Source organism: Halomonas sp. Ps84H-12 (assembly GCF_024124725.1).
GTDB lineage: Bacteria > Pseudomonadota > Gammaproteobacteria > Pseudomonadales > Halomonadaceae > Vreelandella > Vreelandella aquamarina.
Map to the genome: position 1 here is coordinate 39,086 of NZ_JAMXSJ010000010.1, position 24,245 is coordinate 63,330.

The window sequence follows — 24,245 nt, forward strand, 5'->3', positions numbered from 1 at the left end:
TGTCAGCTGCTAATAAGCTGAAGCATGTCATGTTTTGTTTGGTCATAGGCGCAGTATAGCGCTGCCCGCCCAATCACCCAACCACCTAACACCGCATTAATGCGATTTCAGTATTAAAAAAAGCGCCTTAGGGCTTGCATTTAACCACGGCCTCGGTATCATACGCGCCACTTGCCCAGATGGCGGAATTGGTAGACGCGCTAGCTTCAGGTGCTAGTGACCGTATGGTCGTGGAGGTTCAAGTCCTCTTCTGGGCACCAAACCACTTCATGTTATCCCCTTTTCATGAAGTCGTAAGGTGCAGCGGCAAGCAAGAAGTAGATGTGAAAGCAGTTAGTTTGTATTCGCCCAGGTGGCGGAATTGGTAGACGCGCTAGCTTCAGGTGCTAGTGTCCGTATGGACGTGGAGGTTCAAGTCCTCTCCTGGGCACCATACGAATACAGACGCTAAAACTGTTTTAGTTGTAAAATTTTAGTTGTAAAAAGAATGATGCGCCCAGGTGGCGGAATTGGTAGACGCGCTAGCTTCAGGTGCTAGTGTCCGTATGGACGTGGAGGTTCAAGTCCTCTCCTGGGCACCATTTTATGGTCCCGTCCGCATCACTCTTTATCTTCCTGATAGATATTCAATAAATGCCTCGCTCAGATTTATTCTTAATAGAGAACCATCTTTGTATGGCGCTTTTTTGCGTCTTATCTCCATGACTGCGATTGTACCCTACCGCTTTAGCTTACTTGCCAAACATGTCAAGCGGGCGAAACATTAATGCGGCTTCGCCCGCCGTGATTGCTGGTTAATGCATCTCCGTGCTTATTGATAGCGCCCAGGGCGGCGAGCAATTTCTTCCAGCGCCCATCCTTGTGTCCGCAGCTCGCCTTCTAGCACGGCTTCCATGGCAGGGGTTAAGTCAGGAAAGAAGTTCAGTCCCGTTTGCGCTTCGATATCATCAATGGTGACGAGGTAGTCATCCAGCGGCTCATTGCCTCTGACGTCTTGGGGCATAATAAATGCCAGCGCTAAAGGCGCTTCGTCGTGAGGCGCAACGATAATTTTGTAGAACGCCTGAGGCACTTCCACAAAGCCGACGCGGTTAAACACGTTATCCATAAAGCGCTCAGGGTAGATCGGCCCGGTGATCACCTGTAAGCGCTCAAAACGCGGCGCGAAGTGGTCCATCACCGACTCTTCTAAACGCTGCCACAGTTGGCGATTTAAGTTGGGCCGCTGCGGAGCCATATTACTCATTAAGAAAGTGTCGATTTGCGCACTACGCCCATGCACGGCAGCAATAGCGTAGTTAGGCGCCAGATGCCCGCGGTCGTAGCCGCTCCCTGAGTAGCTATCAGTATCCACCGGCCATAGCGTGCGCCAGTCAGCCTGAAAGTTGGGCCGCCCGCCGATCCGGGTATTGTCCGGTACGGCCTTCACTTGATAGCTCACCCATAGCGCACCGACACGAACATCCGACCATCCCACTAAAAAGCCATCGTTGCGTAAAACGCGATGAAACGTGGTGGGGCGAAACTCCTCCCAAGTGGGCACGCCTTGCCAGGTATAGGCATCTTGATGTTGGCGCCCCTGGAATTCCCATAACCCGGTTCCCACTATTACAAACAGCACAGCGATGCCCAGGCGTCGCCCCTGACGACGCCAGTGCACAAGCGATTTCCCCAACGGAGTCACTCCCCTACAAGCTTTTTAGATAGACCAGTATGTTTTTTAGTAGGTAGCTAACGTTACCAGCCGAGTGAAAACATGGTTTCCAAGTCGTGACGAGAGTGAACCTGCATGGCATTCAGCGTTTCGGTATCACTAATCCCTTCTACGGCATTTAGGCGCTCGGTCACCAGCTCCGCTAGGCTCTCAAAATCGCGGGTGCGGGCAATGGCGACTAGGTCGTAACGGCCGCAGGTGGAGTACACTTCGCTGATCCCTTCCACATCGGCTAGGCGTTCAGCCACTGCCTTTACTTGGCCTTTTTCGGTATTAATCAAGATCACTGCGTTTTGCATGGCGCCCTCACTAATCATGTCTTGTGGATATCACGCTACGGGGCGAGTATAGCAGCCTGCTAGGTACGGCCAAGCGCTGCCTGACAGCGTGGCTAATTGTCGCGCTATTTATAAGGTTATTCGCACTAATTTTGAGCATGCGCTAGCATGTACCGTAGACCTCCGATTTATAAGACTTGTCGGAGTATTAAGAGGTGGATCACCACCCGACAACCGTAGCAAAACGTCAGACCGTGACGATAAGGAGACACCATGGCTAATCAGAGCCGTCGTAAGTTCATGCGTAACAGTGTGCTGGGCCTCGCTGCCCTACCGTTTGGTGCTGGCATTCTGTCGAAGAGTGCTTTTGCTCAGGAACTGCCGCGTCTGGATCCGTCCTCTCCTACCGCTCAGGCGCTTAACTACGTCGAAGTGGCCAGCGATGCGAGTGACCATCCCGCTTATGAAGAGGGCGAACTCTGCTCTAACTGCATGTTCTTCAATGCAGACACCGAAGGTTGCCAGCTCTTCCCAGAAAACAGCGTTGCACCGGAAGGCTGGTGCCAATCGTGGACGGCCAAAGCGTAAGCAACCCCCAAGGTGTAAGCAAACCTTAGGCTACTGCGATATCCATGACCCCGCGCCCTGCGCGGGGTCACTGTTTTTAGCCAGCCCCTTTGCTCTCCTCCTCTACCGGCCAGTGATAACGGCGGGTGACTTTCCCATCTTCCATGGATACCAAGTGTACAGGGAAGCCCCATAGCTGCTGTAAATGGCGAATCACCGGATAGACACTTCTCCCCAGTGGCCGACGACTATCCTGAATGTGATGCAGCGTTAATGAGCGATCACCGCGAATGGCAGCTTCTACCACCTGAATATTCGGCTCACGCACCGACAGAGCATATTGGCTTGAAAGCGCTTCACGTATGCGTTTGTAGCCACGGTCATCGTGAATAGCAGCAACCTCAAGCATCTCTACCTGGTCGTCATCGACAATTAAAAACAGCTTTAAGTCGCGAATCACCTTAGGTGACAAGAACTGCTGTATGAAGGATTCATCCTTAAAGTTGCGCATCGCGAACTCAAGGGTTTCCCGCCAGGGGCTACCTGCAATATCGGGAAACCACTCGCGGTCTTCAGCCGTCGGCGCATCGCATATCCGTTTGATGTCCATGAAGATGGCAAAGCCCAGTGCGTAAGGGTTCAGCCCGCTGTAATAGCGGCTATCGAACCCCGGCTGATTGATGACCGCCGCGTGGGACTGTAAGAACTCCAGCATTAGTCCCTCATCTACTTTGCCCTCATCGTAAAGCCGATTCATTAGCGTATAGTGCCAGAAGCACGCCCACCCCTCGTTCATGACCTGGGTTTGCCGCTGTGGGTAAAAGTACTGGGCCAACTTACGCACGATACGCACGATCTCACGCTGCCAAGGGGCCAGCAGCGGGGCATTCTTCTCGATAAAATAGAGCAAGTTTTCTTGTGGCTCTGAGGGGTAGCAGCCGCCGCTATGCAGGCCTAGCGGGTCATCGTCGCTGTGCAGGCTTCCCGGGGGCGGCGCAACGCCAGCTGGCGGCTCGGGGATCGTTCGCCACAACATGTTGACCTGGGTTTGCAGGTACGCTTCGCGCTCGTCTTGGCGTTTGGCCTCCTCCTCTGCCGAGATGGGTGATGGCCGCTTGTAGCGGTCTACGCCGTAGTTTTGTAGCGCATGACAGGCATCCAAAAGTTGCTCGACGGCGTGCACGCCGTGGCGCTCTTCACACTGGGCGATGTATTTGCGGGCGAACACGAGGTAATCGACGATGGATTCCGCATCGGTCCACGTGCGGAATAGGTAGTTGCCCTTGAAGAAGGAGTTATGACCGTAGCAGGCATGAGCAATGACCAGCACCTGCATCATCAAGGTATTCTCCTCCATCAGGTACGCAATGCAGGGGTTGGAGTTGATGACCAGCTCATAGGCAAGCCCCATTTGCCCGCGTTTGTAGGCCTGCTCCACAGAGAGAAACTGCTTACCAAACGACCAGTGATGGTAGCCCACTGGCATGCCAACGCTGGCATAGGCATCCATCATCTGCTCGGTGGTAATCACCTCAATTTGATTGGGATAGGTATCCAGCCGATACTCATCGGCGAGCCTGGCGAGCTCCTCATCAAAACGCTCCAGCACGCTGAAATTCCAGTCCGACCCAGTGGCGATGGGCTTGCGGTTTACACTCATGGCGCACTCCTCGACTCGCACTACCGCTCTTGGCTCATGCGGCGCTTGAATAGCTCACGAAAAACGGGGTAGATATCTCCCGCATTGACGATCTGGCGCATGGCAAAACGCTCGGGAAACTGGGCAGCCACGGTTTCATACTCATGCCACAGCGACTGATGATCATGGGGAGTGATCTCCACGTAGGCGTAGTACTGCAGCTGCGGCATCAACTGCTTCACCAACAGATCACGGCAGATATTGGAATCGTCGTCCCAGTTGTCACCATCGGAGGCCTGGGCCACGTAGAGATTCCATTGCCCGGCGGGGTAGCGTTTTTCGATGATCTTGTTGACCAAATTCAGCGCGCTGGAGACGATGGTGCCGCCGGTTTCTCGCGAGTAAAAGAACTCCTCTTCATTCACCTCTCTAGCAGCCGTATGGTGGCGCACGAACACTAGCTCGACTTTCTCGTAATGCTTTTCTAAAAAAAGATAGAGTAGTAAGAAAAACCGTTTGGCGATGTCTTTATGGTTCTGCGTCATGGAACCCGACACGTCCATGACACAAAACATCACCGCTTGGCTCGATGGTTGCGGCTGGGCGGCGAGCTGGTGATAGCGCAAATCGTAGGTATCGATGAAGGGAATGGCGTCGATACGTTTTTCCAGCCGTTCGATCTCGGCCTTGAGCTCCACGACGCGAGCAGGATTACGCAGTACCGGATCTTTACGCTCCTCGGCCGCTAGCGCTTCTTGGGCTTCCTTCAAAGCACGCTTGATGGGTGCACGCATGGCGATGCGCCGTGCATAAGCCTCGCGCATCGATCGGGTAATACTGATGCGTGACGGCACCCCATCTCGCGCCAGTCCTGCGCGCACCATTTTGATCTCTTCCAACGACTTGAGCGGCTTGCGTTGTAAATGGGGAAGCTCCAAGCCATCGAAGACGAACTCCAGAAACTCCTCGCGGCTAAGGGTAAACGCAAACTCATCGTTTCCCTCCCCCTGGTTAGAGGGGCCGCCTTCCCCGGCACCGTCACCACCCCCTTGGCCGCTAGGTCGACGGATTTTGTCACCTTCCAAAAACTCCTTATTACCCGGCGCGACGATGTTGCGTGCCCCGCCCGGCCCGTGCTGAAACACGGGTTCGGAAATATCCTTGGTTGGAATCGATATTTTCTCGCCGCGCTCCATGTCGGTGATGGAGCGGCGGTTGACCGCCTCCTCCACCGAGCGCTTGATGTGCTTGCGATAACGCTCCAAGAAGCGCTGCCGATTGACCGCGCTCTTGTGCTTAGCGTTAGGTCTGCGATCAATAAAGTAGGTCATTCGACCTCCTCAACACCTCGATCTTGAGCGCCGACTCTTGGCGCTCTTGTGTGCGGGCCGACAGCGGCCCGCTACTGAGACTTACGCACGCGCAGGTACCATTCGGAGAGCAGCCGCACCTGTTTCTCGGTATAGCCACGGTCCACCATGCGCGCCACGAAATCCTCGTGCTTTTTTTGATCCGACTTCGACGCTTTGGCGTTGAACGAGATCACCGGCAACAGCTCTTCGGTGTTGGCAAACATCTTGTGTTCGATGACGCCTTTCAGCTTCTCATACGACTGCCAGCTAGGGTTCATACCGTTGTTTTGCGCCCGCGCCCGCAACACGAAGTTCACCACTTCATGGCGGAAATCTTTCGGGTTGGAGATACCCGCCGGTTTCTCGATCTTCTCGAGTTCCTCGTTCAGCGATTGGCGGTTGAGCAGCTCGCCGGTTTCAGGGTCACGGTACTCCTGGTCTTGAATCCAGAAGTCGGCATAGGTCACATAGCGGTCAAAGATGTTCTGACCGTACTCGCTGTAGGACTCGAGATAAGCGGTTTGAATCTCCTTGCCGATAAAGTCCACATAGCGCGGGGCCAGAAACTCTTTGATAAAGCCCAGGTAGCGCTCGAACACCTCGGAAGGCAGCTGCTCGCGCTCCAGCGCCTGCTCCAGCACGTAAAGCAGATGAACCGGGTTAGCCGCGACCTCCGTACTGTCGAAGTTGAACACTTTCGACAGAATCTTGAAGGCAAAGCGGGTAGAGAGCCCTTGCATACCTTCATCGACCCCAGCCGCATCGCGGTACTCTTGAATCGACTTGGCGCGTGGGTCGGTGTCCTTCAGGTTCTCCCCGTCATACACCCGCATTTTGGAGTAGATGCTGGAGTTCTCCGGCACTTTAAGCCGCGACAGCACTGAGAACTGCGCCAGCATGCGCAGCGTATCCGGCGCGCAGGGCGCAGCGCTGAGGGAGGAGTCTTCCAACAGCTTTTGATAGATCTTGATCTCTTCCGACACCCGCAGGCAGTAGGGTACTTTGACGATATAGACACGATCCAGAAACGCCTCGTTATTGCGGTTGTTACGAAACGCCTGCCATTCGGACTCGTTGGAGTGGGCCAGAATCACGCCATCGAAAGGAATCGCGCCCATGCCCTCGGTAGGATTGTAGTTGCCCTCTTGGGTAGCGGTCAGCAGCGGGTGGAGCACCTTGATGGGAGCCTTGAACATCTCCACAAACTCCATCAGCCCCTGGTTGGCACGGCACAGCCCGCCGGAGAAGCTGTAGGCATCCGGATCGTCTTGGGAGTAAAGCTCCAGCTGACGAATATCGACTTTGCCGACCAGTGATGAGATATCCTGATTGTTCTCATCCCCCGGCTCAGTTTTGGAGATGGCAATTTGATTCAGCCGCGATGGGTAGAGGCGCACCACCCGGAACTGGGAAATATCACCACCGTACTCTTTTAAGCGTTTAGCCGCCCAGGGCGACATCACGCTGCGCAGGTAGCGCCCGGGAATGCCGTACTCCTGCTCCAGCAACTCACCATCCTCTTCCGGTGAGAACAGTCCAAGCGGCGATTCATAGACCGGCGATCCTTTGATGGCATAGAAGGGAATGCGCTCCATCAATAGCTTCAGGCGCTCGGCTAGTGACGATTTACCGCCACCGACCGGCCCCAGTAGATAAAGAATCTGCTTGCGCTCTTCCAAGCCTTGGGCCGCGTGGCGGAAGTACGCCACAATCTGCTCAATGGCTTCTTCCATCCCATGAAACTCGGCGAAAGCGGGATAGCGGCGGATCACCTTATTCGAGAAAATACGTGATAGACGCGGGTCTTTCGCCGTGTCGATCACTTCAGGCTCGCCTATCGCTTCCAGCATGCGCTCGGCAGCGCTGGCATACACCTTGGGGTCACGGCGACAAAGCGCCAAGTACTCCTCAAGGCTCATGTCCTCTTGCTGAACGCGGGCAAATCGGTCTTGAACGTGATCAAAGATGCTCATGGAACTCTCCTGTGGCCCATCCCCCAGCGCAACCGCCAAGCCAATACCCCAGACGGTGTGCTATTCGAGGTGTCGCTCTATCAGCGTAGTCAGCATTAGCAAAAAGTGATGACTAAACCTTCAACGCAGCGCTGTTAACGATATGAGCACAGCAACAGGGGGTTAGTTGCGTGAAATATTGTGGCAACCCCACAATGCAACGCGCCGCCTGAGAAGGCGGCGCTTGAGAGCTCAACGTCAGAGCAGTTTTTAGCGGCGGTATTGCTCAAGCACGAACGTCAAGCACGGCTTTCACATCGGCCAACAGCTGATCGAGCAATTCAACGGTGGTGTTCCAAGCGCAGACGAACCGCGCTCCGCCGGCACCGATGAAGGTATAAAAGGTCCATCCTTTGGCTTTCAACGCTTCGATGGCGTGAGGTGGCAATTCAACGAATACGCTGTTGGCCTGGGTGGGGAACATCAGCGAAGCACCCGGCAACGCCTGTAGCCCTTCCGATAGATAACGCGCCATGGCGTTGGCATGTTCGGCATTGGTTAGCCAAGCACCGCTTTCCAGCAGGCCCAGCCAAGGCGCAGAGACATAGCGCATTTTCGATGCTAGCTGCCCCGCCTGCTTGCATCGGTAGGAGAAGTCTTCCGCCAGCTCGCGATTGAAGAACAATATCGCCTCACCAAACGCCAAGCCGTTCTTGGTGCCCGAGAAACACAGTGCATCGACGCCCACTTGCCAGGTCAACTCTGCGGGTGAGGCGTTCAAGCTGGCACAAGCGTTGGCAAAGCGTGCACCGTCCATGTGCAGCCGAAGGTCATGCTTATCTGCCATGGCGCGAATGGCCAGCAGCTCTTCGCGGGAGTACACAGTGCCCACTTCGGTGGCTTGAGTGAGCGATACCACCTTCGGTTTTGGGTAGTGGATATCGCTGCGCTTGGTCACCAGCGCCTCAATCCCTTGCGGCGTGAGTTTGCCGTTCGCCCCTGGTGAAGTCAGCAGCTTGGCGCCGTTGGAGAAAAACTCCGGCCCACCACACTCATCGGTTTCAATATGCGCCAGCTCATGGCAAATCACGCTGTGGTAGCTGCGCCCCATCGCGGAGAGCGCCAGTGAGTTGGCTGCAGTGCCGTTGAACACGAAAAATACGTCACAATCGTAGTCGAACATTTCACGAAAACGGTCGGCGGCGCGGGCGGTCCAGCGGTCGTTGCCGTAGGCTAAATCATCGGCCTGATTGGCTTCGAGTAAGTACTGCATCGCCTCCGGGCAGATACCGGAGGTGTTGTCACTGGCTAAAAATCGTGGGGTACACTCCGAGGGCATGACGATAATCCTTTTGTCTGACGGTCGTGCGGCGCAGGCTGGGTGCCACCCGCGCCTTAAATCCCTAACGTGGCTTAGTAGTTAGGGTGATCCATCAGTCTATCGCCATTTTAGCGTTAACGTCACGCCCCCCACGCGAGTTACAGCGAGGCCGCCAGCCGGGTGCCTTGATCAATAGCGCGCTTAGCATCCAATTCGGCCGCTTCATCTGCGCCGCCAATCACATGCACGCGGCTACCCGCTTGGGCCAGCGGCGAAATCAAGTCGCGTACCGACTCTTGGCCTGCGCACACCACAATGGTGTCCACCTCGACCACCTGCTCTTGCCCTTCGCGGCGGATGTGTAAGCCCGCATCGTCGATGCGCACATACTCGCAGCCGGCCAGTGTTTCTACGCCACGCTGCTTTAACGAGGCACGATGCACCCAACCCGTGGTTTTACCCAGGTTTTTGCCTGGCTTAGAGCTTTTTCGCTGCAGCATCACAATGCTGCGCGGTGAACGTGGCGGCTGCGGCGCTTTTAAGCCGCCACGTTCGCCCACTGCTAAATCCACGCCCCACTCATCGCACCATGCGGTCACCTCCATGGTGGGGTGCCCCTCGTGGGAAAGCAGCTCCGAAACATCAAAACCAATGCCGCCTGCCCCAATCACCGCCACGCGCTTGCCTACTCGTTCAGGCTGCTCAATGGCGTCTGCATAGCTCAGCACGCTGGGGTGGTCGGCTCCTGGTAACGCCAGTTCACGGGGCACCACCCCCGTGGCAATCACGATTTCGTCAAAATCTGCCAGGGCGCCTACAGTGGCTTCGGTGTTTAAGCGCACGTCCACCGCGTGCTTTTCGAGCATGACGCGGAAGTAGCGCAGAGTTTCGTTAAACTCTTCTTTACCGGGGATTTTGCGAGCGTAGTTAAACTGCCCACCCAACTCGCTGCGCCGCTCAAAGAGCACCACGGCATGCCCACGACTGGCCGCCGCTACTGCTGTGGCAAGCCCCGCTGGGCCTCCGCCTACCACCGCTACCCGCTTAGGTGTTTGCGCAGGCGCCAGGGTGATCTCGGTTTCGTGGCAGGCACGGGGGTTGACCAAGCAGGAAGTCAGCTTGCCCATAAAGGTGTGATCCAAGCAGGCCTGGTTACAGGCGATGCAGGTATTGATCTCCTTCGCCAAGCCCGCCTCGGCTTTACGCACCCACTCGGGGTCAGCCAAAAACGGACGCGCCATCGACACCATATCCGCATGGCCCTCGGCCAGTACGCGCTCAGCCACCTCCGGCATATTGATGCGGTTGGTGGTAATCAGCGGAATCGACAGCGCCGCGCGAATGCGGCGGGTGACTTCGGTAAACGCGGCCCGGGGCACGCTGGTCACGATGGTCGGCACCCGTGCCTCGTGCCAGCCAATGCCGGTATTGATGACGTTCGCGCCAGCGGCTTCAATGGCCTGGCCCAGTTGTACGACCTCTTCCCAGGAGCTGCCCTCTTCCACCAGATCAATCATCGACAGGCGGAAGATCAGCAGGAAGCGCTCGCCAACCGCTTGGCGAATACGCTTGACGATCTCGACAGGGAAACGCATACGCCGCTCAAAATCTCCGCCCCAGTCGTCGTCACGCTGGTTGGTGCGGCGGCAAATAAACTGGTTGATCAAATAGCCTTCCGAGCCCATCACCTCAACCCCATCGTAGCCCGCCTGCTGGGCCAGCGTGGCACAGCGCACGTAGTCGGCAATCTGCTGCTCTACCTCGTCGCTGGAGAGCGCTCGGGGGGTGAACGGGTTGATGGGGGCTTGCAGCGCCGAGGGGGCCACCAGCTCTGGTGAGTAAGCGTAGCGCCCGGCATGCAAAATTTGCATGCATAGGTGCCCACCGGCGGCATGTACCGCATCGACAACGTGGCGATGCTCCGCCACTTGAGACTCCTCTGTCAGCGCGTTGGCACCTTGAAATACCGCCCCTTCGGCATTGGGCGCAATGCCACCCGTCACAATCAGGCTTACCCCTGCACGCGCGCGCTCTGCATAGAACGCTGCCAAGCGCTCAAAGCCATTCGGCGCTTCTTCTAAATTGGTGTGCATGGACCCCATCAATACGCGGTTAGGCAGCGTTAAATGTCCCACGGTTAATGGACGAAATAGGTGCGGATAAGCTGGCGCTTGGCGCATCACGGTGCTCCTTCACTGTTATTAGTACGGCGGGCAATCAATGGCTTGCCACTCACATTCAAACAAGCGTATGACATAGCGCTGGCTACGTACAGACTTTTACCACGCAACTGTATCGCCTTTTTATCCAGACGATAGTCGCTATATCGACTACCTTCCCCCTTGCCCCTGGAGGCAAAGCGCGTCACATTAACCGGCTAACGATCAGGGATTGAATCTAGGGAATGTGCTATGCCATTGATTTACTTTTTACCGCCGCTGGCCACCGTACTGATATGGTCCGGCAATATGACCATCAACCAGCTTTCGGTAGATGCCATTGCTCCTAGCAGTATCGCGTTTTTACGCTGGCTGCTCGCCCTCGTCGTCATGACTCCTTTTGTGCTGCCGGCCGTACTGCGTCACCAAGATGAGATCGTGCGTAACTGGCCAAAGCTAGCTCTGCTAGGGCTTTTAGGGATGGGGCTATGGCAGGGGCTGGCTTATATCGCTGCGGAAACTACCACCGCCACCAATATGGGCATTCTTGCAGCAATGGTGCCGCTGCTCACGGTGCTATTGAGCGCGCTAATTTTGAAGGAACCACCCACATTAGGCGGCGTCGTAGGCGGCGTGCTCGCCTTTATCGGCGTCACCGTGCTGCTGGGCCGCGGCAACCCACTTTCTCTGCTGCAGTTAGAGGTGGCGCAGGGCGACGCGCTAATGGTGGTCGCCGCCACCTGCTATGCGCTTTATGGCGTGATGCTCAAACGCTGGGCGATGAATCTGCCTCCTTGGGTCATGCTCTATGCCCAGGTCTGTTTTGCCGTGTTGTTCTTGCTGCCACCCTACTTGATGGGCCCCATGACACCGGTGGATGGACAAAACATCTGGCTGATCTTGTACGCAGGCATTCCTGCTTCCGTTATTACCACGTTCTTGTGGATGCGAGCGGTCCGCCAAATCGGCGCTAACCAGGCGAGTATCTTTATCAACCTGATGCCGCTATTTAGCGCGCTGATTGCCATGGCGTTACTGGGTGAACAGGTATCGGGGTTCCACTTTATAGGTGGGCTGTTAATCCTTGCCGGGGTGATCATGGCGCAAACGCTGACACGTCCGTTGGTACGCGCGGCAGCCGCCCGTAAAACGCAAAGCGTACAGCAGTGATACAATAGGCCAACTTCATTTTATGAATGGGAACCCCTGAGCTATGTCCCTAGAAGACCTGCACCTCAATCTGCGTAACCTCACCAGCGACGACTACGAGCAGCTGAAATCGCTGATGGACGCGGTGTATCACGATATTGGTGGCGCTTGGCCTAAGCACACCATCGATAAGCTGATCCAGGAGTTTCCCGACGGCCAGATTGCCATTGAAGACGACGGCGTACTGGTGGGCGTCGCCCTCACCGTGCAGGTGGATTACGACGAGTTCTCCAACCCGCACAAATACGACGATTTGATCGGCCATCGTGAAATCATCCTGAACGATCCGGAAGGCGATGCCATGTACGGGCTGGATGTACTGATCCACCCAGACTATCGCGGCTACCGCCTGGGCCGCCGCCTATACGAAGCGCGTAAAGAGCTGTGCCGTTCGCTTAACTTGCGCGCCATTCTCGCGGGCGGGAGGATTCCCGAGTATCACCAGCACGCCAGCGAGCTAACCCCGGCCCAGTACATCGACAAAGTCTCCCGCAAGGAGATTTACGACCCGATTCTGTCGTTCCAGCTTGCCAACGACTTCCAGGTCAAACGTCTGTTACGCAAGTATCTGCCGGAAGACGAGCAGTCCCGAGGCTACGCCACGCTGTTGGAATGGAACAATATTCTGTTCGAGCCCGCTGAAAACGTGCTAGACACTCGCCCCACTCAGGTACGCGTGGGCGCGGTGCAGTGGCAAATGCGTGAGTTCGCCTCCGTGGAGGCTGCGCTGCAGCAAATCGAGTATTTCGTCGATGCGTTGTCGGATTATCAGAGCGACTTTGCCGTTTTCCCGGAGCTGTTCACCACGCCACTCATGGGGCTTCAGGACCGAGCTGCCCAAAAAGACCAAACGGCGGCCATTCGCTTTTTGGCAGGCTTTACCGACCGCTTCAAGAGCGAGCTTTCCCGCATGGCGGTCTCTTACAACATCAATATCATCGGTGGTTCGATGATCGAGGTGGGTGAGGATGACCGTCTTTATAACGTGGCTTACCTGTTCCATCGGGACGGCGAGGTGGAGAAACAGTCGAAGCTGCATATCACCCCGCAGGAGCGGCGCGACTGGGTGATCGAAGGCGGCGACGATCTGCAGGTGTTCGATACCGATGCAGGCCGTGTTGGCATCCTGATCTGCTACGATGTGGAATTCCCGGAACTGGGTCGCCTGCTGGCCGACCAGGACATGGATATTCTGTTCGTGCCGTTCTGGGTCGACACCAAAAATGGCTACCTGCGTGTGCGCCACTGCGCTCAGGCACGGGCTATCGAGAACGAGTGCTACGTGGTCATCTGCGGAAGCGTCGGCAACCTGCCGTCCATCGAGAACCTGGATATCCAGTATGCCCAGTCGGCGGTATTCACCCCCTCTGACTTTGCCTTCCCCCATGACGCGGTGCTGGCCGAGACCACGCCCAACACCGAGATGATCATCTTCTCGGACCTGGACTTGACCCGCCTGACCGTAGTGCGTGCCGAAGGCTCGGTCACCAACCTCAAGGACCGCCGCAAGGATCTCTTCGATCTACGCTGGCGCGACTGGTCGTGGAAGTCCGGCAGTAGGCAGGAAGACTAACGCTCAACCTGCGACCCACTACGCATAAGTACGCATAAGAACTCCAACGCCGCCCACCGGGCGGCGTTTTGTCATTCACAAATCGCTATTCACAGCTTTCTATTCACACCTCTCCATTCACCACTCACCCAAGAGCTACTCATCCGGCCAAACAAGATGGCTCGGCACGCGGCCTTTGGCATCGAACGCGACGCCCTCGGCACGCAGCTTTTCGTGCTGGTGTGCCGCGCCGCCGTGGTCAGCTAGTTTGAGTGACGCGGAAATGACACGATGCCAGGGTAGCTGATGCCCCTCGGGCAGGTGACGCATGGCCGACCCCACCATTCGCGGCGTGGCCCCTTCGGTCATCTTGGCAATGCGGCCATAGGTCGTCACCCGCCCCGCCGGAATTTGATCGACAATAGTGTAAATCTGTTCGAGCAGTTCCGGGCGTGGCATGACAACCTCGTTTGGCTTATGGCGTTGGTTTAGAGCGCTTCGACAAGCTGATCAATGGCTTGGAAGGCTTCTTTCATCGCGGCATCGCGGTGAGCGTCGCCCATGTTCAAACCTTCAGCAAACACCACTTCCACATCGCGAATGCCCATCAGGCCCAACATGGTTTTCAGGTGCGGCGTTTGGCTATCGAACTCGGTGCCCGCGTATTGACCGCCACGAGCGGCCAGAATGATAGCTCGCTTGCCTTCGATCAGCCCCTGGGGGCCGTTTTCGGTGTAGCGGAAGGTTTCACCGGCGCGCAGCACGCGGTCAAACCACGCTTTCAGCTGTGACGGAATGCCCAGGTTGTACATCGGCACCGCCAGTACCAGCACGTCGTTAGCGCGCAGCTCTGCCAGCAGCTCATCCGAGTGCGCGGCCAGCGCCTGTTGCTCGGTGGTGCGCTCGTCAGCCGGGGTCTGCCACGCGCCCAGCTCTTCGATGGCAAGGTGCGGCAGCGCGTTGGCAACCACATCGCGGTGGGTAACGGCGACGCCATCACGTGCAGCGGCCTGCTGCTGAAAATGGCTCGCCAGCGCGTTGGACTGGCCGTTGTCGCCGAGGATAGAAGAGGTCACTAACAGGGCACGAGTGGTCATGAAAATTCCTTAAAAACAGAGAGAAGGTTAGGCGCTATTCTACGGCGCTTTTCGGTGAGCAAAAGCGCAACGTTTTCCGATCTACATTCGACAAAATCGAACTATTCACCCATGAAAAAGCCCCACGCGTGGCTGCTTGAATCGCAGCAACGCGTGGGGCAGATGACGACTAGCAAGCAGATACGTGGCTATTTCTTAGTCGGCCAGGCGTTCGGATCTACTTTGTTCGCCAGCTTCGGAAACTGGCTAGGGTCGAAGACCGGTTCTTTACCCGCCTTGAGCTGCGTGTCGTAATCTTTGAACAGCGCAAAGGCAATGGGCGATAGCAGCAGAATCGCCACCAGGTTAATGATCGCCATCATACCCATGGAGAGATCCGCAAAATTCCAGATAGCTCCCAGGCTGGCCACAGAGCCCACCATGATCATGCCCAGCACGGCCAGACGATACAGCATCACCGCCAGGGGTGCCCGGCGGCCAGCCAGGTATTCGATGTTGGACTCACCGTAAGAGTAGTTGGCAATCACGGACGTGAACGCAAACAGCAGAATCGCTACCGCAATGAACATGCCGCCCCATTCGCCCACATGGCTGGAGAGCGCCATCTGGGTCAGCTGGATGCCGTTGCTCTCCTCGCTGGCCAGCAGTTCCGGGCCCGCCATAATGATGATTGCTGCCGTCGCGGTACAGATCACCAGGGTATCCAGAAAAACGCCCAGCATTTGAATAAAACCCTGAGCTGCCGGGTGATCCGGGCGGGTGCTGGCAGTCGCTGCCGCGTTAGGCGCAGAGCCCATACCCGCTTCGTTAGAGAACAAGCCGCGCTGAATACCGTTCATAATCGCTTGGGAAATGGCATAGCCCATCGCACCGCCGGCCGCCTGCTCAATACCAAAAGCGCTCTGCACGATTGTCATGATGGCAGCGGGCAGGTCGCTAATATTCAGCGCCACCACGACCAGCGCCAAGATCAGGTACAGCAGTGCCATCAGCGGCACCACTAACTCGGCCACTTTCGCAATCGACTTCAAGCCGCCGAAAATAATCGGCGCGACGATGGCCATCAAGACTAACCCCATGGCCCAGGTGGGAATGGCGAATGCCTGCTCCATGGCCTGGGCGATGGAGTTGGCCTGTACGCTGTTAAACGCCAACCCAAACGCAATAATCAGGCAGATAGAAAACAGTACCGCCAGCCAGCGCAGCCCCAAGCCGCGTTCGATGTAGCGCGCCGGGCCACCGCGAAAGGTGTTATCGCCATGGTCGGTTTTGTAGGCCTGAGCCAGCGTGGACTCCACAAAGCTGGTCGCCATGCCCACCATGGCGGTCATCCACATCCAGAAAATCGCGCCGGGGCCGCCGAAGTAGATCGCCACCGCAACGCCCGCTAGGTTACCCGTGCCCACCCGCGCGGCGAGACTGGTAGAGAGCGCCTGAAACGAGGAAATACCGCCGTTGGACTGCCGGGAACCGCGCAGCAGCTTGAACATATGTCCGAAATAACGAATTTGAATAGCACGGGTCATGACCGTGAAATAGAGGCCAGCACCGATGAGCAGGTAAATCAGCACACTGCCCCATAACAGCCCATTGCCGCGGTCCACCATCACGGTCAACAGGGGAGGAAGAGTAAAATCCATACCAAACACACCTTTTTTAAAACAAAGAAGGCGCATCATTCTTCACGGTTGCACCAAAATGGCAAGAAAATTGGTGAATTTACTCATTATCAGCAAAAAAAACTAACAACCGAATACGCTGACTGATGGCCGCCTGGGTAACTCCTAACTCACTACCGGCGGCAGTAAAGCTCAGGGTGCGGACAGCAGACTCAAAGGCTTGTGGCCATAACAGCGGTGGTAATTGGCTCATGAAAAAGCTACCTATAAATTAAACAAAGTCTTTGGGGCTAATGCCAGTCAGTTAAGCCTGACTGGCATTAGGCTTGGTACCGCGCTTATAAAGTGCTGTGGCAACTCTTCCACAGCGATGCCCATCAGTTGGAGTTCACCTTAAAACCGGGCCAGATGGTGGCGTTCGATAATCGTCGCGTGCTTCACGGCCGCAGGGAGTTCGATCCCAATAGCGGTGCTCACCATCTTCAGGGCACCTATCTAGACCGCGATATGCTGGCTTCGCGCCTGCGTGTTCTCGCTCGTACCACCGCGTAATCACAATAACCTAAGCAAGAAGATCCCCTTCCATGACGCGTTTAACCCGTCCACTCGTTTCTACCATTGCCCTAAGCTTGGCAGGCGTTACCACCCAAGCCGCCCTTGCTGATGACGCCACGCTCGATTTCGGCGTCCCGGCCTGGGGCGCTTATCTCAAAAAAGTCATTCAATGGACTGCCGCTAGGGCGCAGTACAGCCGTTCAATGTGGCCAGTAAGCGGCGCGAACCACCCTGTTCACGGTGCTCACCTAACCACACCCCTTGCCAGGTGCCAAGGGCTAAGCGGCCATCGCGTACCGCAAGGCTAAGCTGAGTGCCTAGCAGGCTAGAGGCCACATGGGCAGGCATGTCATCAGGGCCTTCTAAGGTGTGCTGGAAGTAGCTCAGCCCTTCGGGCACTAAGCGGCGAATAAAGGCATCCAGATCATGACGAACATCTGGGTCGGTGTTTTCATTGAGCGTTAACGAGGCGGAAGTGTGCATCAGCTGTAAATGCAGCAGCCCTTGGTGGCACTCTGCCAAACAGGGCAGCGCCCTGACAATCTCATCGGTAATCAGGTGAAAGCCCCGAGGCATTTCCGGCAAGTGAATCTCTTGTTGATGCCACATAATCACTCCTTTGTTATAAGCATTATTAAGAGGATACGGTAACAGACATACCATAGCCTATTTCCTTGGCCTGCCGTATCGCGCCCAACGGGAACCATGACACGCAGTGCCCCACACTGATAGATTTAATGTTTATTGTTCAAGTGTTCACCAAGGAGCGAGATGATGAAATCCACATCGCGGCCAAGGAGCATGGCCACGCTGGCAGCGGTTGCCGCTACCGGCACACTGCTGATCGGCTGCACCGGTATTCCCGATGGCACCGAACCCGTCTCTGGTTTTGAGCTAGAACGCTATTTGGGCGAGTGGTACGAAATTGCCCGCCTGAATCACTCCTTTGAAGAGGGGTTGGACTGCGTCACAGCTACCTACAGCCTGCGTGACGATGGCGGCGTTAAGGTAATCAACCGAGGCTACAACCTGGAAGAGCAAGCCTGGGATGAAGCCGAGGGGCGCGCCTACTTTATTGATGATGAGAGCGTTGGTCGGCTGAAGGTCAGCTTCTTTGGCCCGTTTTACGGCGGCTATAACGTCCTTGAGCTAGATGACGATTACCAGTGGGCATTGGTGGCAGGCCCCAACCGCGACTACCTATGGATTCTGGCCCGCACGCCAACCCTTGAAAGCGACGTGGAGCAGCGCCTGCGCCAGCGCGCCGCCGAGCTGGACTTCCCCACCGATGAGCTGATTGACGTGGTGCAGGACCAAACCTGCCCAGGCCGCTAGCGCACCCCGCCTGTCAGCCATTGGGCAAGGCGGGCACCCTGCCCGCCATTTCCCGCTGTAAAAAATCAATGAAGGCGCTAATGCGCGTCGGTATATGGCGGCGGTGCTCAAACACGGCATAAAAGTCAGCGCGCACGCCCTGCCAATCGGGCAGCAGCGTGCGCAGCGCGCCGCTAGCCAAGTGCTCGTTCACATCCCACCAGGAGCGCAGCATCACGCCATGGCCATCCAGCGCTAAGCGAGTAATTACCTCGCCGTCGTTACTGGCCAGTTGCCCGCTAACTTTCACCGCTTGGCGCTGCGACGAGTGGCGATACTCAAACCGCCATAGCGGGAAGTCGCTATCATTTTCACGAATCACCAAACAGCTGTGCTGGGCAAGATCGCTCGGCACATTCAGCGCGGGCATCTTCGCCATATAGCTTGGCGAGGCGCACAGCACCCGCCGGTTGGGAAGAATACGCTTGGCGACTAGGCGCGAATCCGGCGGCTCGCCAATGCGAATCCCCACATCAAAACCGTGATCGCTTAAATTGAGTGGGAAATTCGTCAGTTCCAGCCAGCTCTCCACCGCCGGGTGTTCTGCGCAAAAGTGTGAGAGCAGCGGCGCAATATGCCGCCTGCCAAAGCCAAAGGTCGCGTTGACCCGCAGCCGTCCAGTAAGCCCTTGGCTCGCGGTATCGCTGAGTGCGCTCTCCAGCGTTTGCAGCTCTTCTAAAATCAGCCCACCTTGAGTGAGATAGCGCTCCCCCTCGGCGGTCAGCGTCAAGCGGCGAGTGGTACGCGCCGCCAGCGTCACGCCAAGCCGGGCTTCTAGCTGCTTTAAGCGTTTGCTGACGGCCGAGAGTGACAGCCCCAGCTCTCGGGCGGTGGCAGTTAGGCTCCCTGCCCGGGCCAGCTGCTGAAAAAAGGCGAGGTCATCCAGCATCATGGGATTCTTCACTTTAAGGCAACAATAGCTTGCATAGTAGCCTGATTATCTCGTCGCCAACAGACGCTACACTCATACCACGAAAACACGCCCTGCTATTTTTGTGACGTCTAATAAAACAAGGAGCCCCCATGGCCCATCGTATTGCAGTCATCGCTGGCGACGGTATCGGTACCGAAGTGATGCCCGAAGGCATCCGCGCACTAGAAGCCACCGCCAAGCGCTTCAATATCGACCTGGAATTCACCACGTTTGAGTTTGGTAGCTGCGACTACTACCTGGAACACGGCAAGATGCTGCCCGATGACTGGTTTGAGCAGCTCAAAGGCTTTGACGCGCTGTTCTATGGAGCGGTGGGCTGGCCAGAAAAAGTACCGGACCATATTTCGCTATGGGGTTCGCTGCTGCAATTCCGCCGTCAATTCGACCAGTACATCAACCTGCGCCCCTGCCGGTTAATGCCTGGCATTAAAAGCCCGCTGGCGGGACGCAAGCCCGGCGATATCGACTTTTACGTAGTGCGTGAGAACACCGAGGGCGAGTACTCCAGCGTCGGTGGCAAAATGTATGAAGGCACCGAGCGTGAAATCGTCATTCAGGAAACGGTGATGAGCCGTACCGGCGTTGACCGCGTGCTGAAGTACGCCTTCGATCTAGCGCAAACCCGCCCGCGTAAAAAGCTTACCTCGGCCACGAAGTCCAACGGCATCTCCATCACCATGCCCTACTGGGATGAGCGCGTGGCCGAAATGGCCAAGCAGTACCCAGAGATCGCCGTGGATAAGTTCCACATTGATATTTTGACCGCCAACTTTGTGCTGCACCCGGACTGGTTTGATGTAGTGGTAGGCAGCAACCTGTTTGGCGATATTCTTTCCGACTTAGGCCCGGCCTGCACCGGCACCATCGGCATTGCGCCCTCCGCCAATATCAACCCGGAAGGCAAGTTCCCCAGCCTGTTCGAGCCGGTTCATGGCAGCGCACCCGACATTGCGGGCAAGGGCATTGCCAACCCCATCGGCCAAATCTGGTCAGGCGCCATGATGTTGGAACATCTGGGACACAAGGAAGCCGCCGACGCCATGGTCGAGGCCATCGAAGCCGTGCTGGGCGAAGGCGATAGCCAAGTGCTCACCCGCGACGTAGGTGGCCAGGGCACTACGGTAAGCCTAGGGAACGCCATTGCCGAGCGGATTGGCGGCTAATCCCCTATAAAAACAACGCCCCATAACGAGCAACGCCTCGCTGCATTAACAGTGAGGCGTTGCTCGTTTTCAGCTAGCATTTTTAGCTAACGATTAACTCGCCAGCTTAGCGGCAATTTCAGCCACGTGTTTACCCTGGAAGCGGGCAATTTTCAGCTCGCGGTCATCCGGCTGGCGGGAGCCATCGCCACCGGCCAGCGTCGCGGCACCGTAGGGCGTGCCACCGCTTACTTTCGAAATATCAAACTGCTCTTCAATGCCGTAGCCAATCGGCACAATAACCATGCCATGGTGGGCCAGCGTGGTCCAGGTAGAGGTAATGGTCATCTCATCACCACCGCCGGTACCGGTTGATGTAAATACGCTCGCCACCTTGCCACGCAGCGCGCCGTTGGCCCATAAACCACCGGTTTGGTCGAGGAAGGTACGCATCTGGCCGGCCATGTTGCCAAAGCGAGTGGGCGTGCCGAAGATGATGGCATCGTAATCCGCCAGCTCTTGGGGCGTGGCTTCCGGCGTGGTGAAATCCTGCTTGCCGCCCGCGTTTTTGAACGCTTCTTCCGGCATAGTTTCGGGCACGCGTTTTACCGTCACCTCTACGCCATTAACTCCCTTTGCACCTTCCGCCACAGCGGCTGCTAAGGTATCGATATGTCCATACATGGAATAATAAAGTACCAGTACCTTCGTCATTACTCACTCCTTTGCACATGCATTCAAGCATCAGACAGGTTGCCCACGGCGGGCAGTGAAAACTCATTAAAACATAGCGCAGTTAAGCGTAGATAAAAGCGAATGTTTTCGACGCCGCGCTTCGATTTCATCGATGTACCGACCTTGCACTTGTGCCACTTCGGCACTAAAAGCGCTGGGCCTGAAAACGCTTGTAGCGATCTGCCATAAGCGTTTTTTTGTGCCAACAACTTTCATCTTCCCACCGACCATTTTCACGCGAACGACGCCCCCACTTGTGGTCAACGGCCAGCGTGGTAAAGGTAGGGCAACAAAAAGCGAATGCCCATGCTTAAGGACACTTTCATGCTAGGCCAATGGCTCGACTGCACGCTTGACGGCGAACGCCCTTCCCCGCGCATCGGCCGCTTCCCAAGCGGCACTTACCATCTTCATGGGCCAGGTGTTCTGGAACTAACGCCCAATATTTTGCGCCCAGAGGCCCGCGCCTGTGTGTTTTCTGCGGCGATACACGGTAACGAAACCGCCCCGGTGGAACTGCTCGGCGATTGGCTGAGCGCTTTGGAAGCCAGCACGCTGCAGCTAGGCGCGCCGGTGCTGGTGATCTTGGGTAACATTCCCGCGTTAAAAGCGCACAAACGCTTCATTGCTACCAACCTCAACCGGCTTTTCAAACGCGATCTGGACGAGCGGGGCCCCGAACCTGACCGAGCGCGAGAGCTAATGGAAGCGGTCGATACGTTTTTCAATCGTCATCATGCGTTGCCTAAGCTACATTACGACCTGCATACCGCGATCCGTGGCAGCTTATACACCCGCTTTGTGGTAGAGCCCTATGCAGAAACTGCCACAGACGCTGAACAGTGGCAGTGGTTGGCCGCTGCCGATATGCAGGCAGTGCTGCATCAACATCAGCATAGTTGGACCTTCTCCCACTACAGCAAACACTATCACCACGCACAGGCGTTTACCTTCGAGCTTGGCCGCGTCGCGCCGTTTGGCGAGAACGACATGGCGGCGCTGGCACCAATGCTAACGTTGCTCAGCTCGCTCAGCGCAGGTTACGAGCCGCCGAAAAAAACCGCCGAAACCATGGCCTTTTTTAAAGTACAGCACGAGCTGATGCGCCAAGCGGAGGACTTTACGCTCTGCTTCGACGATGACGTGCCCAATTTCAGCCGTTTCGAGCCCGGCACCTGCCTCGCCAAAGATGGGGTAGCGGGTGATTTCATCGTGGAGAAGACACCATTACATGTGGTGTTCCCCAATGCCCACGTCGACATAGGCGCTCGTGCGGCACTGTTGGTGGTACCCAGTCATGCCATTACCTGACGGACACTTGCGCTACTGTCTGACGATGAAAACGTACTTTTCATAACGACGTCTTTTTTATAACAACAACGAGAAGGGGCCGTCAGGACACATCGCTACGTACCAAGACCAATGTCGTCCTGATAAAGTACGCGCATTTGGCGCAGTCCTGATAGAATCGCCCCTTTTTTCGCGCCAGCCGCACACACGCACGACGAATTCATTTGTTGCTGCTGCGGCAACCCTGTACTGGAGCCTAAGTTATGGCCGCTACGCCTACTCCCCTTGAAGTGCGCAATATTAAAAAGCGCTTTGGCGATACAGAAGTCCTCAAAGGCCTCTCTCTCGAAGCCCAAAAAGGTGACGTCATCACCCTCATTGGTGCCTCAGGGTCAGGCAAAAGCACCTTCTTGCGCTGCATGAACCTGCTGGAACAGCCGGACGACGGCGAACTGTACGTCCACGGCGAGCAAATCCGTTTTAAAACCACCAAGCACAGCCGCGAACCCGCCGACTGGAAACAGGTGGTTCAAATGCGCGCCAAGCTCTCGATGGTGTTCCAGAGCTTCAATCTATGGGCGCACATGACGCTGCTGGAAAACATCATCGAAGCGCCGATCCACGTGCTCGGTAAGCCGAAAAAAGAGGCCATTGAGCACGCCCACGCACTGCTGGACCGCGTAGGGCTTAGCGCTCGCGCCAACGCCTACCCGGCACAAATGTCCGGCGGCCAGCAGCAGCGCGGCGCCATTGCCCGAGCGCTGGCCATGAACCCTGAAGTAATGCTGTTTGACGAGCCGACCTCAGCGCTGGACCCGGAACTGGTGGGCGACGTGCTGAAAGTGATGCGCGATCTGGCCAATGAAGGACGCACCATGGTCGTGGTCACCCACGAAATGAGCTTTGCCCGCGACGTTTCCAGCAAGGTAATTTACCTGCACCAAGGTTTGGTAGAGGAACAAGGGGCTCCCGACGATGTACTCGGTAACCCACAGTCACCGCGCCTGAAGCAGTTCCTGGCTCCTAAATACTGATCCGCGAGGCACCCACACCATGCTCGATTTGCAAGGTTACGGCCCCCGCCTGATCGAAGGGGCGGGCGTTACCGTTCAACTGGCCGTTCTATCGCTGATCTTGGCCATCCTCCTAGGGCTGCTGACGGCCAGCGCCAAGATGTCGCGTAACTGGCTGTTACGTCGCACCGCCACCGTTTACACCACGGTGATTCGCGGTGTGCCGGACCTAGTGCTGATGATGCTGCTGTTCTTCGGCGGCCAGATCGGCGTCAATGCCATCAGCGACATGCTGTATTACAACTATGACATCGACATTTACATCAATTTCAATGCCTTTGCCGCAGGCGTACTGACCATCGGCTTTATCTTCGGTGCCTACATGGGCGAAACCTTTCGTGGGGCGTTCATGGCAGTGGATAACGGCCAGATAGAGGCAGGCAAAGCCTACGGCATGAGCAGTGGTTTGGTTTTTCGTCGCATTCGCTTCCCCCAAATGATGCGCCACGCCCTGCCCGGCCTTTCCAATAACTGGATGGTACTGCTCAAAACCACCGCGCTGGTCTCGGTGATCGGCCTAACCGATATGGTGCGCGTTGCCGCCGAAGCCTCCCGCGCCACCCACGAGCCCTTTGTGTTTTTGATCCCCGTGGCGGTGGCCTACCTGCTGATTGCCAGTGTCTCCGAGTGGATTTTTGCACGGCTACAAAAACGTTACGACATCGGCTTTGGGGGGCAGTGAT

21 protein-coding genes, 3 tRNA genes and 2 pseudogenes are annotated in these 24,245 nt (G+C 56.5%); 12 read left to right on the forward strand and 14 right to left on the reverse strand.

What is annotated here, in order from left to right:
• Nucleotides 1-173: 173 nt before the first annotated feature.
• From NH344_RS07205 to NH344_RS07215, 3 genes are all read left to right on the forward strand, one after another.
• Nucleotides 174-260, forward strand: a tRNA-Leu gene (locus NH344_RS07205).
• Between the two features lie 86 nt (nucleotides 261-346).
• A tRNA-Leu gene (locus tag NH344_RS07210) sits at nucleotides 347-433 on the forward strand.
• A gap of 61 nt (nucleotides 434-494) precedes the next feature.
• Nucleotides 495-581: transfer RNA gene (locus NH344_RS07215), tRNA-Leu, on the forward strand.
• 230 nt (nucleotides 582-811) lie between these two features.
• Here NH344_RS07215 and NH344_RS07220 read toward each other — a convergent pair.
• Nucleotides 812-1,660 (reverse strand): DNA/RNA non-specific endonuclease, encoded by an 849-nt coding sequence (locus tag NH344_RS07220; protein ID WP_228219772.1) that lies wholly within the window; start codon nucleotides 1,658-1,660, stop codon nucleotides 812-814.
• A 77-nt stretch (nucleotides 1,661-1,737) separates the two neighbouring features.
• Nucleotides 1,738-2,013 carry an Lrp/AsnC ligand binding domain-containing protein gene (locus NH344_RS07225; protein WP_044628486.1) on the reverse strand — a complete coding sequence of 92 codons (276 nt, stop codon included), beginning with the start codon at nucleotides 2,011-2,013 and terminating at the stop codon, nucleotides 1,738-1,740.
• 252 nt (nucleotides 2,014-2,265) lie between these two features.
• Between NH344_RS07225 and NH344_RS07230 the strand changes: the two genes are divergently transcribed.
• On the forward strand, nucleotides 2,266-2,580 hold the full coding sequence (locus NH344_RS07230) for a high-potential iron-sulfur protein (protein ID WP_044628485.1): 315 nt from the start codon (nucleotides 2,266-2,268) through the stop codon (nucleotides 2,578-2,580).
• Between the two features lie 76 nt (nucleotides 2,581-2,656).
• On the opposite strand, the gene NH344_RS07235 is transcribed toward NH344_RS07230, so the two are convergent.
• The 5 genes from NH344_RS07235 to NH344_RS07255 form a co-directional block, all read right to left on the reverse strand.
• Complete coding sequence (locus tag NH344_RS07235; RefSeq protein WP_137094878.1) at nucleotides 2,657-4,219, reverse strand: SpoVR family protein; 1,563 nt, start codon at nucleotides 4,217-4,219, stop codon at nucleotides 2,657-2,659.
• A gap of 20 nt (nucleotides 4,220-4,239) precedes the next feature.
• Complete coding sequence (locus NH344_RS07240) at nucleotides 4,240-5,529, reverse strand: YeaH/YhbH family protein (protein WP_253027698.1); 1,290 nt, start codon at nucleotides 5,527-5,529, stop codon at nucleotides 4,240-4,242.
• Between the two features lie 71 nt (nucleotides 5,530-5,600).
• Nucleotides 5,601-7,523, reverse strand: a complete 1,923-nt coding sequence (locus NH344_RS07245; protein WP_044628482.1) for a PrkA family serine protein kinase — start codon at nucleotides 7,521-7,523, stop codon at nucleotides 5,601-5,603.
• A gap of 265 nt (nucleotides 7,524-7,788) precedes the next feature.
• Nucleotides 7,789-8,841 (reverse strand): low specificity L-threonine aldolase, encoded by a 1,053-nt coding sequence (locus NH344_RS07250; RefSeq protein ID WP_172416345.1) that lies wholly within the window; start codon nucleotides 8,839-8,841, stop codon nucleotides 7,789-7,791.
• A gap of 140 nt (nucleotides 8,842-8,981) precedes the next feature.
• Nucleotides 8,982-11,003, reverse strand: coding sequence for an NADPH-dependent 2,4-dienoyl-CoA reductase (locus NH344_RS07255; RefSeq protein WP_230834804.1), 2,022 nt, complete (start codon nucleotides 11,001-11,003; stop codon nucleotides 8,982-8,984).
• Nucleotides 11,004-11,234: 231 nt separating this feature from the next.
• On the opposite strand from NH344_RS07255, the gene NH344_RS07260 reads away from it, so the two are divergent.
• A complete protein-coding gene (locus NH344_RS07260) occupies nucleotides 11,235-12,152 on the forward strand; it encodes a DMT family transporter (protein WP_230834803.1) in 918 nt (305 codons plus the stop codon).
• Between the two features lie 43 nt (nucleotides 12,153-12,195).
• A complete protein-coding gene (locus NH344_RS07265; protein ID WP_230834802.1) occupies nucleotides 12,196-13,764 on the forward strand; it encodes a bifunctional GNAT family N-acetyltransferase/carbon-nitrogen hydrolase family protein in 1,569 nt (522 codons plus the stop codon).
• A gap of 135 nt (nucleotides 13,765-13,899) precedes the next feature.
• Here the strand turns inward: NH344_RS07265 and NH344_RS07270 are convergent, their stop codons facing one another.
• The 4 genes and pseudogenes from NH344_RS07270 to NH344_RS07285 form a co-directional block, all read right to left on the reverse strand.
• Nucleotides 13,900-14,202 carry an MGMT family protein gene (locus NH344_RS07270; RefSeq protein WP_044628477.1) on the reverse strand — a complete coding sequence of 101 codons (303 nt, stop codon included), beginning with the start codon at nucleotides 14,200-14,202 and terminating at the stop codon, nucleotides 13,900-13,902.
• 29 nt (nucleotides 14,203-14,231) lie between these two features.
• Nucleotides 14,232-14,840, reverse strand: coding sequence for an NAD(P)H-dependent oxidoreductase (locus tag NH344_RS07275; RefSeq protein ID WP_044628476.1), 609 nt, complete (start codon nucleotides 14,838-14,840; stop codon nucleotides 14,232-14,234).
• 188 nt (nucleotides 14,841-15,028) lie between these two features.
• Nucleotides 15,029-16,480 carry an alanine/glycine:cation symporter family protein gene (locus NH344_RS07280; RefSeq protein WP_058577102.1) on the reverse strand — a complete coding sequence of 484 codons (1,452 nt, stop codon included), beginning with the start codon at nucleotides 16,478-16,480 and terminating at the stop codon, nucleotides 15,029-15,031.
• Between the two features lie 103 nt (nucleotides 16,481-16,583).
• A pseudogene (locus NH344_RS07285) lies at nucleotides 16,584-16,712 on the reverse strand (LysR family transcriptional regulator); the annotation flags it as partial.
• A 71-nt stretch (nucleotides 16,713-16,783) separates the two neighbouring features.
• Here NH344_RS07285 and NH344_RS07290 point away from each other — a divergent pair.
• A pseudogene (locus NH344_RS07290) lies at nucleotides 16,784-17,011 on the forward strand (TauD/TfdA family dioxygenase); the annotation flags it as partial.
• A gap of 183 nt (nucleotides 17,012-17,194) precedes the next feature.
• On the opposite strand, the gene NH344_RS07295 reads toward NH344_RS07290, so the two are convergent.
• Complete coding sequence (locus NH344_RS07295; protein WP_074210304.1) at nucleotides 17,195-17,623, reverse strand: secondary thiamine-phosphate synthase enzyme YjbQ; 429 nt, start codon at nucleotides 17,621-17,623, stop codon at nucleotides 17,195-17,197.
• Between the two features lie 192 nt (nucleotides 17,624-17,815).
• Here NH344_RS07295 and NH344_RS07300 point away from each other — a divergent pair, with 192 nt between their 5' ends.
• Nucleotides 17,816-18,349 (forward strand): lipocalin family protein, encoded by a 534-nt coding sequence (locus tag NH344_RS07300; RefSeq protein ID WP_172515687.1) that lies wholly within the window; start codon nucleotides 17,816-17,818, stop codon nucleotides 18,347-18,349.
• A gap of 13 nt (nucleotides 18,350-18,362) precedes the next feature.
• Here the strand turns inward: NH344_RS07300 and NH344_RS07305 are convergent, their stop codons facing one another.
• On the reverse strand, nucleotides 18,363-19,280 hold the full coding sequence (locus NH344_RS07305) for a LysR family transcriptional regulator (protein WP_213262352.1): 918 nt from the start codon (nucleotides 19,278-19,280) through the stop codon (nucleotides 18,363-18,365).
• A gap of 131 nt (nucleotides 19,281-19,411) precedes the next feature.
• On the opposite strand from NH344_RS07305, the gene NH344_RS07310 reads away from it, so the two are divergent.
• A complete protein-coding gene (locus NH344_RS07310; RefSeq protein WP_044628471.1) occupies nucleotides 19,412-20,485 on the forward strand; it encodes a tartrate dehydrogenase in 1,074 nt (357 codons plus the stop codon).
• Nucleotides 20,486-20,578: 93 nt separating this feature from the next.
• Here the strand turns inward: NH344_RS07310 and wrbA are convergent, their stop codons facing one another.
• Complete coding sequence (gene wrbA / locus NH344_RS07315; RefSeq protein WP_253027699.1) at nucleotides 20,579-21,178, reverse strand: NAD(P)H:quinone oxidoreductase; 600 nt, start codon at nucleotides 21,176-21,178, stop codon at nucleotides 20,579-20,581.
• A 345-nt stretch (nucleotides 21,179-21,523) separates the two neighbouring features.
• On the opposite strand from wrbA, the gene NH344_RS07320 reads away from it, so the two are divergent.
• The 3 genes from NH344_RS07320 to NH344_RS07330 all read left to right on the forward strand — a co-directional run bounded on the left by NH344_RS07320 (nucleotide 21,524) and on the right by NH344_RS07330 (nucleotide 24,244).
• A complete protein-coding gene (locus tag NH344_RS07320) occupies nucleotides 21,524-22,510 on the forward strand; it encodes a succinylglutamate desuccinylase (RefSeq protein WP_253027700.1) in 987 nt (328 codons plus the stop codon).
• 242 nt (nucleotides 22,511-22,752) lie between these two features.
• Nucleotides 22,753-23,523, forward strand: coding sequence for an ATP-binding cassette domain-containing protein (locus NH344_RS07325; protein ID WP_253027701.1), 771 nt, complete (start codon nucleotides 22,753-22,755; stop codon nucleotides 23,521-23,523).
• Nucleotides 23,524-23,542: 19 nt separating this feature from the next.
• Nucleotides 23,543-24,244: an ABC transporter permease gene (locus NH344_RS07330; protein ID WP_058577210.1), complete on the forward strand. Its 702-nt coding sequence runs from the start codon at nucleotides 23,543-23,545 to the stop codon at nucleotides 24,242-24,244.
• The last annotated feature ends 1 nt before the right edge of the window (nucleotide 24,245 follow it).

What these genes read in the sequence shown, in the direction of transcription:
- NH344_RS07245 (WP_044628482.1), bottom strand. Translation starts at nt 7,523, where the DNA reads ATGAGCATCTTTGATCACGTTCAAGACCGATTTGCCCGCGTTCAGCAA.
- NH344_RS07325 (WP_253027701.1), top strand. Translation starts at nt 22,753, where the DNA reads ATGGCCGCTACGCCTACTCCCCTTGAAGTGCGCAATATTAAAAAGCGC.
- NH344_RS07230 (WP_044628485.1), top strand. Translation starts at nt 2,266, where the DNA reads ATGGCTAATCAGAGCCGTCGTAAGTTCATGCGTAACAGTGTGCTGGGC.
- NH344_RS07280 (WP_058577102.1), bottom strand. Translation starts at nt 16,480, where the DNA reads ATGGATTTTACTCTTCCTCCCCTGTTGACCGTGATGGTGGACCGCGGC.
- NH344_RS07250 (WP_172416345.1), bottom strand. Translation starts at nt 8,841, where the DNA reads ATGCCCTCGGAGTGTACCCCACGATTTTTAGCCAGTGACAACACCTCC.
- NH344_RS07295 (WP_074210304.1), bottom strand. Translation starts at nt 17,623, where the DNA reads ATGTGGCATCAACAAGAGATTCACTTGCCGGAAATGCCTCGGGGCTTT.
- NH344_RS07235 (WP_137094878.1), bottom strand. Translation starts at nt 4,219, where the DNA reads ATGAGTGTAAACCGCAAGCCCATCGCCACTGGGTCGGACTGGAATTTC.
- NH344_RS07265 (WP_230834802.1), top strand. Translation starts at nt 12,196, where the DNA reads ATGTCCCTAGAAGACCTGCACCTCAATCTGCGTAACCTCACCAGCGAC.
- NH344_RS07330 (WP_058577210.1), top strand. Translation starts at nt 23,543, where the DNA reads ATGCTCGATTTGCAAGGTTACGGCCCCCGCCTGATCGAAGGGGCGGGC.
- NH344_RS07310 (WP_044628471.1), top strand. Translation starts at nt 19,412, where the DNA reads ATGGCCCATCGTATTGCAGTCATCGCTGGCGACGGTATCGGTACCGAA.
- NH344_RS07300 (WP_172515687.1), top strand. Translation starts at nt 17,816, where the DNA reads ATGGCCACGCTGGCAGCGGTTGCCGCTACCGGCACACTGCTGATCGGC.
- wrbA (WP_253027699.1), bottom strand. Translation starts at nt 21,178, where the DNA reads ATGACGAAGGTACTGGTACTTTATTATTCCATGTATGGACATATCGAT.
- NH344_RS07255 (WP_230834804.1), bottom strand. Translation starts at nt 11,003, where the DNA reads ATGCGCCAAGCGCCAGCTTATCCGCACCTATTTCGTCCATTAACCGTG.
- NH344_RS07240 (WP_253027698.1), bottom strand. Translation starts at nt 5,529, where the DNA reads ATGACCTACTTTATTGATCGCAGACCTAACGCTAAGCACAAGAGCGCG.
- NH344_RS07320 (WP_253027700.1), top strand. Translation starts at nt 21,524, where the DNA reads ATGCTAGGCCAATGGCTCGACTGCACGCTTGACGGCGAACGCCCTTCC.
- NH344_RS07275 (WP_044628476.1), bottom strand. Translation starts at nt 14,840, where the DNA reads ATGACCACTCGTGCCCTGTTAGTGACCTCTTCTATCCTCGGCGACAAC.
- NH344_RS07270 (WP_044628477.1), bottom strand. Translation starts at nt 14,202, where the DNA reads ATGCCACGCCCGGAACTGCTCGAACAGATTTACACTATTGTCGATCAA.
- NH344_RS07225 (WP_044628486.1), bottom strand. Translation starts at nt 2,013, where the DNA reads ATGCAAAACGCAGTGATCTTGATTAATACCGAAAAAGGCCAAGTAAAG.
- NH344_RS07260 (WP_230834803.1), top strand. Translation starts at nt 11,235, where the DNA reads ATGCCATTGATTTACTTTTTACCGCCGCTGGCCACCGTACTGATATGG.
- NH344_RS07305 (WP_213262352.1), bottom strand. Translation starts at nt 19,280, where the DNA reads ATGATGCTGGATGACCTCGCCTTTTTTCAGCAGCTGGCCCGGGCAGGG.